The sequence below is a fragment of the Lysinibacillus sp. 54212 genome, from assembly GCF_036662795.1.
In the GTDB taxonomy this organism is placed as follows: Bacteria; Bacillota; Bacilli; order Bacillales_A; family Planococcaceae; genus Lysinibacillus_B.
The window spans coordinates 30,655-44,994 of the sequence record NZ_JBAFWZ010000022.1; the positions used below are offsets into that span (position 1 = coordinate 30,655).

Annotated in this window: 12 protein-coding genes and 1 other annotated feature; of the genes, 7 read left to right on the forward strand and 5 right to left on the reverse strand. The window is 37.6% G+C overall.

The genetic code is table 11. From position 1 onward, the window contains the following. Positions 1 to 131 precede the first annotated feature (131 nt). Positions 132 to 2,252 (forward strand): ATP-dependent Clp protease ATP-binding subunit, encoded by a 2,121-nt coding sequence (locus V4T18_RS14045; protein WP_332650348.1) that lies wholly within the window; start codon positions 132 to 134, stop codon positions 2,250 to 2,252. A gap of 206 nt (positions 2,253 to 2,458) precedes the next feature. Here V4T18_RS14045 and V4T18_RS14050 read toward each other — a convergent pair whose 3' ends face one another. Next, positions 2,459 to 2,650 carry a YjzD family protein gene (locus V4T18_RS14050; protein ID WP_332650350.1) on the reverse strand — a complete coding sequence of 64 codons (192 nt, stop codon included), beginning with the start codon at positions 2,648 to 2,650 and terminating at the stop codon, positions 2,459 to 2,461. A gap of 206 nt (positions 2,651 to 2,856) precedes the next feature. Here V4T18_RS14050 and V4T18_RS14055 point away from each other — a divergent pair, with 206 nt between their 5' ends. Together V4T18_RS14055 and fabF are read left to right on the forward strand one after the other, a co-directional pair. Beyond that, entirely contained in the window at positions 2,857 to 3,792 is a 936-nt protein-coding gene (locus V4T18_RS14055; protein WP_332650352.1) for a beta-ketoacyl-ACP synthase III, read from the forward strand. A gap of 17 nt (positions 3,793 to 3,809) precedes the next feature. Then, entirely contained in the window at positions 3,810 to 5,048 is a 1,239-nt protein-coding gene (gene fabF / locus V4T18_RS14060) for a beta-ketoacyl-ACP synthase II (RefSeq protein ID WP_332650354.1), read from the forward strand. Positions 5,049 to 5,296: 248 nt separating this feature from the next. On the opposite strand, the gene trpS is transcribed toward fabF, so the two are convergent. After that, positions 5,297 to 6,286, reverse strand: a complete 990-nt coding sequence (gene trpS / locus V4T18_RS14065) for a tryptophan--tRNA ligase (protein WP_332650356.1) — start codon at positions 6,284 to 6,286, stop codon at positions 5,297 to 5,299. A 55-nt stretch (positions 6,287 to 6,341) separates the two neighbouring features. After that, positions 6,342 to 6,556, reverse strand: a binding site (T-box leader). Between the two features lie 441 nt (positions 6,557 to 6,997). Here trpS and spxA point away from each other — a divergent pair. From spxA to pepF, 4 genes are all read left to right on the forward strand, one after another. After that, positions 6,998 to 7,396: a transcriptional regulator SpxA gene (gene spxA / locus V4T18_RS14070; RefSeq protein WP_332650358.1), complete on the forward strand. Its 399-nt coding sequence runs from the start codon at positions 6,998 to 7,000 to the stop codon at positions 7,394 to 7,396. A gap of 406 nt (positions 7,397 to 7,802) precedes the next feature. Continuing rightward, on the forward strand, positions 7,803 to 8,456 hold the full coding sequence (gene mecA, locus V4T18_RS14075) for an adaptor protein MecA (RefSeq protein ID WP_332650359.1): 654 nt from the start codon (positions 7,803 to 7,805) through the stop codon (positions 8,454 to 8,456). A gap of 225 nt (positions 8,457 to 8,681) precedes the next feature. Further along, complete coding sequence (locus V4T18_RS14080) at positions 8,682 to 9,818, forward strand: competence protein CoiA (RefSeq protein ID WP_332650360.1); 1,137 nt, start codon at positions 8,682 to 8,684, stop codon at positions 9,816 to 9,818. 49 nt (positions 9,819 to 9,867) lie between these two features. Beyond that, on the forward strand, positions 9,868 to 11,676 hold the full coding sequence (pepF, locus tag V4T18_RS14085; RefSeq protein WP_332650361.1) for an oligoendopeptidase F: 1,809 nt from the start codon (positions 9,868 to 9,870) through the stop codon (positions 11,674 to 11,676). Between the two features lie 550 nt (positions 11,677 to 12,226). Here the strand turns inward: pepF and V4T18_RS14090 are convergent. From V4T18_RS14090 to V4T18_RS14100, 3 genes are all read right to left on the reverse strand, one after another. After that, positions 12,227 to 13,033, reverse strand: coding sequence for a DsbA family protein (locus tag V4T18_RS14090; RefSeq protein WP_332650363.1), 807 nt, complete (start codon positions 13,031 to 13,033; stop codon positions 12,227 to 12,229). Then, positions 13,030 to 13,434 (reverse strand): globin domain-containing protein, encoded by a 405-nt coding sequence (locus V4T18_RS14095; protein ID WP_332650365.1) that lies wholly within the window; start codon positions 13,432 to 13,434, stop codon positions 13,030 to 13,032. The genes V4T18_RS14090 and V4T18_RS14095 overlap by 4 nt, the downstream gene beginning before the upstream one ends. A gap of 161 nt (positions 13,435 to 13,595) precedes the next feature. Further along, positions 13,596 to 14,321, reverse strand: coding sequence for a lytic transglycosylase domain-containing protein (locus V4T18_RS14100; RefSeq protein WP_332650367.1), 726 nt, complete (start codon positions 14,319 to 14,321; stop codon positions 13,596 to 13,598). Between the last annotated feature and the right edge of the window lie 19 nt (positions 14,322 to 14,340).

The window sequence follows — 14,340 nt, forward strand, 5'->3', positions numbered from 1 at the left end:
TCAAAATAATGATAGCACACATTTAATGGAAATAAGAGTAAAAATATTGTGAAGGATTATTTTGCATTTTTAATAAAACCGTTTTATAATCAAATTAGTCAAAGAAGGTCAAACTTTTTGGAGGGATGAAGATGCAATTTCAGCAGCAAGATAATCGTCCACCGCTAGAGCAGTTTGGACGAAATTTAATAGAAGAAGTAAAGAACGGCAAAATGGATCCGGTTATTGGGCGTGATGAGGAAATACGAAATGTTATTCGTATTCTAACGCGTAAAACGAAAAATAACCCCGTACTAATTGGTGAGCCTGGTGTAGGTAAAACAGCCATTGTAGAAGGGCTCGCACAGCGTATTGTACGTAGGGATGTACCTGAAGGGTTAAAGGATTGCCTATTGTATGAGCTAGATATGAGTGCTTTAATCGCTGGGGCAAGCTACCGAGGTCAGTTTGAGGAGCGATTAAAGGGTGTGCTGAAGCAGGTAAAGGAATCAGAAGGGCGCATCATTTTATTTATCGATGAAATTCATACGATTGTTGGTGCAGGTAAAACGGATGGCGCGATGGATGCAGGCAATATGTTGAAGCCGATGCTAGCTCGCGGTGAATTGCATTGTATCGGTGCTACTACACTTGATGAGTACCGTATGTATATTGAAAAGGATCCGGCACTAGAACGCCGCTTCCAGCAAGTGATGGTACGTGAACCGTCTATTGAGGACACAGTTTCGATATTACGCGGTTTGAAGGAACGCTTTGAGCTGCATCACGGTGTTCGTATTCATGACCGTGCAATTATTGCAGCGGCAGAGCTTTCTAATCGTTATATTACGGAACGATTTTTACCGGACAAGGCGATTGATTTAATCGATGAAGCCTGTGCAATGATTCGTACGGAAATTGATTCCATGCCACAGGAATTAGATATTGTTACACGCAGATTGATGCAGCTCGAAATTGAAGAGCAGGCGCTACGGAAAGAAAAGGACGACGCGAGTAAAAAACGTTTAGAAACGTTGCAAGGGGATATTGAGACATTAAAAGCTTCGTCCGCTGAAATGCGAAAGAGATGGGAGTTAGAAAAAGAAAGTATCCAAAACTTACAAAAAAAGCGAGAGAAGCTTGATAAGTATCGACGTGATTCTGAGGATGCTCAGGCACGAGGCGATTACAATAAAGCGGCAGAGCTACAATATAGTAAAATTCCAGCACTTGAAAAAGAGATAACAGATTTAGAAGTGGCGATATCAGAATCTGCGGAAAATCGAATCCTACGTGAAGAAGTAACGGCAGAGGAAATTGCATCTATTGTGTCTCGTTGGACTGGTATTCCGGTCACAAAGCTTGTGGAAGGGGAACGAGAGAAATTATTGCGCTTAAAGGATACATTACATGAGCGTGTGGTTGGGCAAGAGAAGGCAGTAATGCTCGTGACAGAGGCTGTTTGGCGTGCGCGTTCCGGTATTAAAGATCCAACAAAGCCGATTGGTTCCTTCTTATTTTTAGGTCCAACTGGTGTTGGTAAAACAGAGCTAGCGAAAGCACTAGCGGCACAGCTTTTTGATTCAGAGGATCATTTCATTCGAATTGATATGAGTGAATATATGGAAAAGCATAGCGTATCTCGTCTAGTCGGCGCACCTCCAGGCTATATTGGCTATGAAGAGGGCGGTCAGCTTACAGAGGCAGTACGCCGAAATCCATATTCAGTCGTACTATTAGATGAGATCGAGAAGGCTCATCCCGATGTAGCGAATATTTTACTGCAAATATTAGATGATGGACGCATTACAGATAGCCAAGGAAGAAATGTTAACTTCTCCAATACGGTCGTAATTATGACATCTAATATCGGCTCTGAGTATTTATTAGGCGCCTCAGACGAGCAGGCTATAGAGGATAGAGTGATGGTGGCTCTACGACAGCATTTTAAGCCAGAGCTGTTAAATCGTATGGATGATATTATAACGTTCCATTCGTTAACGAACGAGCATTTCCACGCGATTGTTTTGAAGTATGTTCAGCAGCTACAAAAGCGAGTAGCTGAGCAGGAGGTAGAGCTTGTTGTAAGTCCTGAGGTAATTGATTTTGTTGTTGAGCACGGTGCAGATGCGCAATTCGGTGCCCGCCCATTAAAGAGATTTGTTCAACGCCATTTAGAAACGGCTGCTGCAAAGGAATTACTTCGCGGTGAGGTCGGCCCAGGCGACAAAATTGAATTAATAATGAGTAATGGAGAAATTGTGATTAAATAATTTGAAGTAGGGCTGTTCCTAGTAATAGGGGCAGCTTTTTTAGTGTGGAAGTGGGTAAGAGATCTCTTATCAATGGAGATTAACGAAATCAGTTCTGCAATCAACGGTAAGAGTGAAGAAATCAACAAAATAGGCTCGGGAATTAACGAAAGAAAGATATACTGTCCCCAAAATAAAAAAGCGCCCTTTAAGGAACGCTTCATAAATTAATGATGATCAGCATCTGCAACAGGACCATCTGGAATAATGGCAGCGATTACTAGAACGAATACTGAAAACGCTACAGAAACAATTACACCTGTCACGAAATTAAAATCTACGTTCATTACAGAACTTACTACATAATTTAACATAGAAATTAGTAGGAATGACCAAAAGAATGTCATAATATATTGCATTAATTTCACCTCTATCAAACATTATTGTATCGTATTGTTTAATTACACCCTCAATATCATAACATACGTTTTATAAAAAGAAAAATAAACTTTTGAGAACATTTCGTGAAGAATCAAAAAAATTTTCCATTGTGTAATAAATTTTTGTGAGCTATAATTATGACCAAGTGCTAATAATTAGTCTTAATTGTGAAGGGAGACTTTGTATGAACGCAGGAATTATTGGAATGGGAAAATATATACCTGAAAAGGTGTTAACAAATTTTGATTTTGAAAAAATGATTGATACGACGGATGAGTGGATTCGTTCAAGAACAGGTATCGAGGAGCGACATATCGCGGCAGATGATGAAGATACATCGGATTTAGGTTTTTATGCAGCTCAAAGGGCAATTGAAGATGCAGGGCTATCCCCTGAAAAAATTGACCTGATCTTAGTAGCGACGGTTTCGCCGGATCAAGCTTTTCCGAGTGTAGCATGTCAAATCCAGGAACGACTTGGAGCTAAATGCCCAGCAATGGATATTTCGGCAGCTTGTGCTGGCTTTATCTACGGGTTAGTTACAGCAAAACAGTTTGTTGAAAGTAACAGCTATGAGAATGTTTTAGTAGTAGGTGTTGAAAAGCTCTCTAAGCTAACAAACTGGGAGGATCGCAATACGGCTGTATTATTCGGAGATGGCGCAAGTGCAGCAGTCTTATCTAAAGTCTCTGAAGGACGCGGGATTTTATCGTTTGAGCTTGGTGCAGATGGTACAGGTGGTAAATACTTATATCTAGATGAAAATGATCAAATTGCTATGAATGGTCGTGAAGTATTTAAATTTGCAGTTCGTCAAATGGGCGAATCCGCAATCAATGTGCTAGAAAAAGCAGGCTTACAAAAAGAGGATTGTGATTTTTTAATTCCACATCAGGCGAATATTCGTATTATGGAAGCGGCACGTGAACGACTAAATTTACCAGAAGAGAAAATGTCTAAAACTGTTCATAAATATGGGAATACTTCTGCAGCCTCTATTGGTATTTCAATGATTGAGGAGCTAGAAGCTGGTAAAATTAAAGACGATGATATACTTGTACTCGTTGGATTTGGTGGCGGCCTTACTTGGGGAGCCGTAACAATTCGCTGGGGAAAATAAAGAAAGGGGAACTTTAAATGACAAAACGTAGAGTAGTTGTAACAGGTATTGGGGCAGTTACGCCTTTAGGAAATACAATTGAAGAAACGTGGGAAGCAATTAAAGCAGGGAAATCAGGAGTTGGACCATTAACACGTGTTGATGCTGAAAAATTCCCGGCAAAAGTAGCAGCAGAAGTTAAGGATTTCAATATTGAAGAGTTTATTGATCGTAAAGAAGCGCGTAAAATGGACCGTTTTACACATTACGCATTAGCGGCAGCTTTAATGGCGAAAAAGGATGCCAATCTTGAGATAACAGAAGAACTAGCACCACGAACAGGTGTTTGGATTGGTTCTGGTATTGGCGGAATGGAAACGTTTGAGCAGCAATTTTTAACTTTCCAGGAACGCGGCGTTCGTCGTGTAAGTCCATTCTTCGTACCAATGATGATTCCGGATATGGCTTCAGGGCAAGTATCAATTTATTTAGGTGCAAAGGGCATTAATTCATGTTCAGTTACAGCATGTGCATCAGGAACTAACTCCATTGGCGATGCATTTAAAGTGATTGAGCGCGGTGATGCAGATGTTATGATTACTGGTGGAGCAGAGGCACCAATCGTTACAATGGCAGTTGCAGGATTTTGTGCCAATACAGCATTGACATTAAATTCAGATACGGCTACAGCTTCACGTCCGTTTGACAAAAACCGAGATGGGTTTGTTATTGCAGAAGGTGCAGGGATTTTAATTCTAGAGGAGCTAGAGCATGCGAAGGCGCGCGGTGCGAAAATTTATGGTGAAATTTTAGGCTACGGTGCAACAGGCGATGCGCATCATATTACGGCACCAGCTCCAAATGGTGAAGGGGCAGCTCGCGCAATGAGTCAAGCGCTTCAAACTGCTAATGTAGCTCCAGAGCAAGTAGGGTATATTAATGCACATGGTACGAGTACACCTTACAACGATTTATTTGAAACGCAAGCTGTAAAAACAGTATTTGGGGAGCATGCGTATAAGCTTGCGATGAGCTCTACTAAATCAATGACTGGACATTTATTAGGTGCTGCTGGTGGGATTGAAGCTATTTTCACACTTCTAGCCTTAAAAGAAGGTATTTTACCTCCAACTATTAATCTACATGATCCGGATCCAGAATGTGACTTAGACTATGTACCAAATGAAGCGCGTGAGGCAAGTGTAGAATACGCTATGAGTAACTCATTAGGCTTCGGCGGACATAATGCAAGCCTTCTATTTAAAAAATTTCAATAATAAAATGCCTGTAACAAGTAATTTTGTTACAGGCATTTTTTGTAAAACCAATCCACGTTAATGAAAGGATGAAATTGTGTTTCGCTTTGTTGTGTTTATAGTATGTTATGGCTTGAGTGTGATGTCGATTAGTCATTGTATATTGTATTTAAATTATCGCACACTTGGTTATTCATGGAATGCAGTAATCAAGTACATTTTACAAACAAGCGAGCTTTATATTGCAATTTTTTCACTATTAGTTTTATTTAGCGTCGTTTACGACCTAATCCCATTGCGTTCTCCATCTTCTTAAGGGTTTTGCTTGCAATCGTATTTGCTTTTGCAGCACCTTCGTCTAAAATGTCGTCTAACTCCTGTGAGTCAATTAAAGAATAGTAACGCTCTTGAATAGGTGTTAAGTGTTGAATAATAGCAGCAGCAACACCAGCTTTGAAGTCGCCATAGCCTTTACCTTCATATTTCTTTTCTAAATCAGCAATCGCTACACCCGATAAGGCAGATTCAATCGTTAGTAAATTGGAAACGCCTGGTTTATTTTCTACATCATATTTCACAATGCCTTCGGAGTCAGTGACAGCACTTTTCACTTTCTTCTCAATTTCCTTTGGTGTATCCAGTAAACGAATTGTCGCTTTTGTATTCGGATCGGACTTGCTCATTTTCTTCGTTGGCTCTTGTAATGATTTAATTCGTGCACCTTCTTTAGGTAGACGAATGTCAGGAATCGTTAACACATCGTTATATCGTTTATTAAAGCGCTCTGCAAGGTCACGAGTGAGCTCAATATGCTGCTTTTGGTCATCTCCAACTGGCACGAGATTTGCATTGTATAGTAGAATATCGGCTGCCATTAGTGGTGGATAAGTTAAGAGTGAGGCAGATACAGATTCCTTGCCGTTTGATTTGTCTTTAAACTGTGTCATTCGCTCTAGCTCTCCGATGGAAGCGATACACTGCAAAATCCAACCAGCCTGTGCATGTGCAGGAACTTCAGACTGAATAAATAAAATAGACTTTTTCGGATCGATCCCTACGGCAATATACATAGCGGCTAAGCTTCGAATATTTTTACGTAGCTCTAAACGGTCCTGTGGTACTGTTATTGCATGTTGGTCGACGATACAATATATTGCCTGCCCCTCGTCCTGTAGTGCAGGGAATTGCTTAATTGCACCAATATAGTTACCTAATGTTATTGTACCTGTTGGCTGTACGCCAGAAAAAATAGTTAGCATGGAAAAACCCTCCTTAAACAAATAAAAACATCATGCATCCCTTCGATCAGTATCGAAAAGGGACGAATGATGTTAGAATCCGCGGTACCACCCAGCTTGCCAGTTTTGGCCACTTTTCTTCGTAACGTGAAGGGTACGAGCCATGCTACTTTTTAGTTCACAGGGCTAACTCGGAAGTCCATTCCATTTGTGCATCCATCTGTTTTCACCAACCACAGATTCTCTTAGGGAATGCGAATCAAATGTACTACTCTTCGTCATCGTTTTTACATTTCATTTTTGAAATTATATTATATATTTCACAGAAAAAGCAATCTTTTTGAGTAAAATAGGTGTATAAACTTTTGGCAATGGGACATAATTTTAATGGAAATAGAACAGTATGTTGATGTATCCTACTTAATTCTAGAATGTAGCTATAATTATTCTCAATTGAATAAAAATAAATGAGAAATTATAAAGATAAATTACTACGATAGAAATAAAGTAAAAAACTGTTTAAATAAGATTTTAGAAAAAAATCGAAACAAAAAACATGTTTTTTATAGAAAAAAAGCGAAAAAGTATTATCGTTAGAAGAGCTGTTTTTTGTTGACAATCTATATTCAAACTTTAGATATTGTTGTATAATGAAGATACAGTTTTACATTAAATTTATTCTAAAGTAAGAAGCAGTAATAGATTAGATCATTCTAGAAAGGAGAGTAAGGGATGTTAGTTACTTTATTTACATCACCCAGCTGTACATCATGTCGAAAAGCGAAGGCTTGGCTTGAAGAACATGAGATTCAATATAAAGAACGGAATATTTTTTCTGAGCCATTAAGCCTTAGTGAAATTAAAGAAATTTTACGAATGACAGAAGACGGGACAGACGAGATTATATCTACTCGATCAAAAATTTTTCAAAAATTAAATGTCGATGTAGAAACGCTACCATTACAACGATTATACGAGCTAATACAAGAATATCCAGGGTTATTACGTCGACCGATTATTTTAGATAAGAAGCGTCTACAGGTTGGTTATAATGAGGATGAGATTCGTCGTTTCCTACCACGTAAAGTACGTGCTTATCAATTACAAGAAGCCCAACGATTGGTCAATTAAATACCGATAATGAGATGTTACAATGGAAATAGCCGTAACATCTTTTTTTTTATTCTAAAAATTGCGCTTGATTTCACTCTTGTAGTACAATACAATTTCAATATTCAAATAATTTATGAAGGATTGGTGTTTTTTCCTTTTCATTTTGTATAGGAACATCATACAATAGAGTTATAGAAATTCAATAACGCTTCCGATGGATGTTTCGGTTTTTGAAAAGAATTAATATCTCATTAAGGACAATTCAAAATCTGAACGACATTACGTTGGGGTGTAATTGATTAAATGTTCTAAAGTGTTCATAGGTTGGAAATAGCATGTATGAAAAATGTTGAAAAAATCAAATATTAAGCAATATTGTACTACATGTGTTTCAACGAATGACTGTGAAGGGAGTTGAAGTCTAATGGACATCGAACGCATTAACGAAAATACGCTGAAGCTTTTTATTACGTACAGTGATATTGAGGATCGTGGCTATAGTCGCGAGGAAATTTGGTACAATCGCTCAAAGGGTGAAGAACTTTTTTGGGATGTTATTGGTGAAGTAAATACGGAAGATTACTTCGATTTAGACGGTCCTATTTGGATTCATATTAATGCCTCAGAGCAGGGTCTTGAAGTCATTGTAACGCGTGCCAATATGAATGCCGATCACGATACAGAAATGTTTGAAGGCTTCGAAGATAATAAAGAAGTAGCAGCGCAATTGCGTGAAATGGAAAGTGTTATTTTTGAGACACTTGATAATGACTCAAATGAAGAGCAGTCACCTATTACAAATGCTCGTTTTACGTTTAAGGATATCGATGAGCTCATTCCTTTAGCAAAACGTATTGTATCATTCGGATTAGCATCTTCATTATATAAATTTGAGGGACAATATTATTTACACGTTGATTTTACGGAATTCGATGAGCAGCGTGAACGTAAAAATATGTTGGCTCTTATAAAAGAATATTTAAAACCATCGAGATTAACGATTTACCGTCTTCAAGAGTACGGGGATGTCATTATGGCAGAAAATGCTTTTGAAATGGTAGTAGAATATTTCGGTTAACTTTGTAATCCACGCTGGAAATTGCGTGGATTTTTTTATGTAAAAAGTATAAATTTTTGGAGCTTGCAAAACAGGACGCTTCCTCTTTACTTTCATAAAACAATTAACATCAATTTTGCCTGATGAGACTTTTTTTAAGTTCCAAATTTCGAGTTTGGCGCATTTTTAGCTTTCCACTTGCAAGCTTCTTCCAGCTTCCTTACAATGTGGGCAAGGAGGTGAATTATGCTTGTTGCATTAACGAAACAACATGAAGTATTTATGTTAACGCCAAGAATAACAGAAGCAGCCTTAAAGCAATTACGAAAAACAACTGTATTTTATTGTCCACAATGTCAAGAACCGCTCCAACTAAAAATTGGTGCGATAAAAATTCCCCATTTTGCACATCAAAAGAATAGTTCGTGTGATACTAATTTTTCAGAAGGTGAGTCATACGAGCATATTTTAGGAAAGCAACAGCTCTATACACAACTATCACAGCTAGGATTAGAGGTAAAGTTAGAAGCGTATTTACCACAATTAAGGCAACGGCCAGATTTGTTAGTATCAAAAAATAATAAAAACTATGCACTCGAATTCCAATGCAGTCCTATTTCACCAGAAATGCTTCAAATGAGAAATGATGGATATAGAAGCAAGCAGATTCTTCCGATTTGGTTAGTGAAAACTCCCAAACTTAAATTAAACTCCTCAGGTATAGCCAAAATTTCGCTCAATGAGCAGCATAAACAATTTTTCGAGACGGTAAAGGAGCAAACGTACTTAATATCGTATGATTCTGAATCAAAAAAGTTTTATTATTTAGGTCATTTACTTTATGTACAAGGGAATATTTATATTGCAAACATCAAGACACTATCGTTAGAAAAGCAGCAATTCCCATTTTATGTCCCAAAGCCAATTCCTATTCATGAATTTTCTCAAATGCTCTCCTTTTATCACAGACACTGTAAGCAATTTTTTAACACAAAATTATTTTATAGCAGACAAGGAGTCCATGATTTATTTTTACGAGCCCTTTATGAATTACGTCTTAGTCGAGAAGAGATACCCTATTTTATCGGTATCCCTATAAAGGGGAGAGAGTCGATTTCCCTATTTTCTGCTGAATGGCAGCTTGCTCTATTTTATTTTTTACAGGAAAACGATCTCTCTATGAAGAATGTCAATGATAGTGCAATCCATTATTATTTAAAATGGGTAAAAATAGAAGAGACAGTGAAAACCTTCGATGCTGTAAAACGCTATATTGGGCTTATGCAAAAGCTAAATATTCAATCGATTCATTGTTCATACAATAAAACTGAACTCATTCATTTACTGTATGGCGAATATATTGCAATATTGAGGAAAAATTGAGAAAATAAAATGGTAATTTCGAATTTCGGAATAAATGGAGGTAAAGCAAATGGCAAAAGAAATTAAATTGCGTAATGAAATACCAGAGGAGTTAACTTGGGATTTAACACCGATTTTTGGAACGGATGAAGACTGGGAACAAGAATTTAAAAGAATTGAAGCGTTAGAAGCGGAAGCAGCAGGTTATCAAGGGAAGGTAGCCGAAAGTGCACAAAGCCTTTATGAAACACTTCAATTTGGGGACAAATTATTCGAAGATTTCAGCAAGCTTTACGTATATAGTCATTTAAAGCATGACCAAGATACAACGAATAGTAAGTACCAGGCGATGGAAAGTCGTGTAAAGTCACTTGGGGCAAAATTAAGCGCGGCTTGGTCATTCCTAACGCCTGAAATTTTAGCTTTAGACGAGGCGACAATAAATGATTATGTTTCAAATTTTGAGCCTTTAAAGCTTTACGAGCAAATGCTAAAGGAAATTAATTTAGGACGACCACATATTTTAACGGCTGATAAGGAGCAATTATTAGCCCAATTATCAGAGGTAACGGGTGCATCGGGTAATACGTTTAGTAGCTTAAATAATGCTGACTTAGAATTCCCTAAAATTAAAAACGAAGAGGGCGAAGAAGTACGTGTAACACATGGCTCCTACATTACGTTTTTAGAAAGCGATCATCGTGAAGTGCGAGAGGCAGCCTTCAAAGCTGTTTATGAAACGTACGGGAATTTCCGCAATACATTTGCCTCTACACTAGCTGGGAATGTAAAGGCTCAAAATGTAAATGCAAAGGTACGTCATTATAAATCGGCCCGCCATGCTGCGATGAGCAATAATTTTATTCCAGAAAAGGTATATGATCAGTTAATCTCTACTGTGCATGAATATTTACCGCTTCTTCATCGTTATGTAGCGCTTCGTAAAGAAGTACTAGGTTTAGATGAGCTGCATATGTACGACTTGTTCACGCCGCTTGTGAAGGAAGTTAAAATGGACATGCCTTATGACAAGGCAAAGCAGTTAATGGTAGATAGCTTTGCTCCGCTTGGCAAGGAATATCAGGAAGCTGTTCAAAAAGGGTTAGATAGCCGCTGGGTTGATGTCATGGAAAATAAAGGAAAACGAAGTGGCGCCTATTCATCTGGAACATATGGTACGAATCCCTATGTATTAATGAACTGGCAAAATAATGTCGATAATTTATTCACATTAGCTCATGAATTCGGTCACAGTATGCATAGCTATTATTCACGTGAGAATCAGCCATATCCTTATGCGAGCTATTCTATTTTTGTGGCTGAGGTAGCTTCTACTTGTAATGAGGAGTTATTATTTGACTATTTATTAAAAACAATTGAGGACCCGCAGCAGAAAATTTATCTATTAAATCATTGGTTAGATGGATTCCGCGGTACAGTATTCCGTCAAACAATGTTTGCTGAATTCGAGCATTTAATTCATGAAATGGATCAAAATGGGGAAGCATTAACGGCAGATAAGCTAACAGAAGTATACTACGACTTAAACGTGAAATATTTCGGTGATGCGATGACTGTTGATGAGGAAATTGGTTTAGAGTGGGCACGTATTCCTCATTTCTATTACAATTACTACGTGTATCAATATGCTACAGGTCAAAGTGCGGCAACAGCATTAAGTAAACAAATTTTAGAAGAGGGCGCGCCAGCAGTAGAGCGTTATACAAATAACTTCTTAAAAGCAGGCTGCTCAAACTTCCCAATTGAAGTATTAAAGGCGGCTGGAGTAAATATGGAAAGTCCGGAGCCGATTGCAGAAGCATGTAAAGTGTTTGAAGAAAAACTAAATGAACTTGAAAAATTATTGTTAAATAACTAATTTGGCGGAGCTACTAGAATTCGTTCTAGTAGCTTTTTTCTGTGTTAAAATTTGTTTTTCTCTAAATAACATTATTTTGCTAATTTATTTAAAATATAATTTGTTGAAAATGCTTGTTTTTCTTTATTTATTCTAAAGATTAGTAAAGAAATGTTAATATATAAAGGCTGATGCAAACGCTTTCTATTTGACGATTTTGTGAAACAAGCTCAGTTCCATTGCAACAATTATTATTCTATGATAAAGTAATAATCGTGAAATAAATCACAAAACAAACATACACCCCTTTGTTTGAACGTGAACATTTCTCCCATCCCCTTTGTGAAAAAGAGGCGTCCTATCTGTCGAGGTTAGGGCGCCTCTTTTGTTTATCTAGAAAGATGAGTTGGAATTAACGCTACTAGCCGAGATGCTTCTTCACTTCTTTAAACGCTTTCACAGCACGAATGGAAACAACCTCATTCCATCCTACAATCAATACAGAACAAAAATAAACACCTATTGAACTGAATTAGTTCAATAGGTGTAGGGAATAATAGAAATAAGTTCGTTATTTTAGACGCCAAAGCGTTGTACTTTCATTTGTAATACGATCAATCTTTTGTTGGAGCATACGCTTTTTTAATTCGCGCTCAGCAACCTGTGTATCGATAGAATAAATTTCTGCTATTTCAGCAGTTGCAAGTATTTCATAACGTGTAAATAATTGTTCAATCGTTGGTAAAGGCTGACGAACGAGCGTTTCACCAATCATTTCATGTAAAATATGCTCATATACTTCATAGCTATAGGAGCCACTTACTTTAAGACCCTCATCTTCAATGCATTCATTAAAGAATACGATAGATGGTACTTCATCAACGTCCATTTCACGTGTAATATACAAATCACATTGAAAAGCACGTGCCGCTTCCTTTGAGCCGAAATCGAGCGAGAATTCTTTCATATCTAAGCCGACTTCCTCAGCTATTTGTAATAGATTGGCATGAGAATTAACATCTTTTGTTTTTAATGCCGCATAATGCTGCACTTTCGTTAAATATCGTGAGCCAGCTCGTTTTCCTTGTAATTCAGCAGCTTTAATGGCAATAGAAGGTAAAACCGGATGCGTAATATCCACTTGTGCACCTGATGAACAGCCCTTCATACGATTAGACAATGAATTAAGCGAGGAAAGTTCCGTACTTAAGACATATCGCCAAGTAAAATAGTGCTCGTACTCTAATTGCAGCTTGCGAATGATTGGCTTCATTGCAAACGCCTTTGGACAAAGAGGGTCGATGAAAATATATAATTCTACTGGTTTTGTCGTAATTGAAGGTGCGGAAGGCTGCGTTAATAGTTGGATATTATTCACTCTAATTCATCCTCCTCACCCTCATTTGGTGCATTAATCATATGATGAGCAGTTAAAACAAGACGTTGGTAATAAATTTCTCTAAATTTACCATCAAGGCCTACCTCATCCATCGCTTCAGCCATACATTCAAGCCAAGCCTGTGCACGATCAGGTGTTACTTTAAAGTTCATATGTCGAGCACGCATCATTGGATGTCCATGCTCATCTGTATAATAATTAGGCCCACCTAAATACTGGGTCTGAAACTGAATTTGTTTACGAATTGTTTCTGTTAAGTCTTCCGGAAATATCGGAATAAGTTTTGGATGCTTTGCTACACGTGCGTAGAAGGCATGCATAAGTTCGGACAACTTTTCAGCACCAAGCTCCTCGTAAGGAATCGTATATTTTCGATTCATAGGTGATACTCCTTCATAGCATTCTTCTTGTGTATACGAAAAAAGGTATACATCAACGTGTTAAGAAAATAATACTTAAGACGATATATTCATTTTATCAACGTCGACTCTTTTTCACAACCAAACCGCTCTTTTAAAAATTTTCCTCAGATGTTAATGAGCTAAGAGTTATAATAATTTAACACCTTGCTAACGTAATTTTGTGTTTCTTTAAAAGGTGGTATGCCGTTGTATTTTGTCACATTGCCAGGCCCAGCATTGTATGCTGCTAAAGCATGTTCAAGATTATTGTTGAATTTATCTAACATCTGACGTAAATATTTTGTACCACCCATAATATTTTGTGTTGGGTTTTTTGAGTCGAAAACACCTAAAAATTTGGCAGTAGAAGGCATTAACTGCATAAGACCTGTTGCCCCTGCTGTGCTGATCGCATTAGGATTAAAATTCGATTCTTGCTTTATGACAGATTGAATTAACTTTTCAGGTATACCGTATTGTGCAGATGCCTGTGCAATGATGTCTCTATACTCATTCCCATCGAGCGAGGAACTTCCTCCGCTACTCTGTACGTCATGCTTTGGTGTATTTGTGCTAGCGAGTATTGTCCCATATAAACTATTAGGAATATTTGTCTTTCCTTCATATAAAAGAGCTTCTAAATATGTACTTGCAGAATCATTTGCATTTCCTGCTGACTGGACACTGCCGAGTAGGTTTTCTAAACTAGTATTTTTTTCATTCGATGAAGAATTAAGAAGCTCTTGGATTAAGTCAGTAAATGCAGAGGAATCTTTCCCTAAAACAGAATTAGTATTGGATTCTTTACTGCCTATAGATTGAATAGCTTGAATCTCCATTAATGATTTTAGTGATTGGATATCCATGTCATCATCCCTTCTAGCC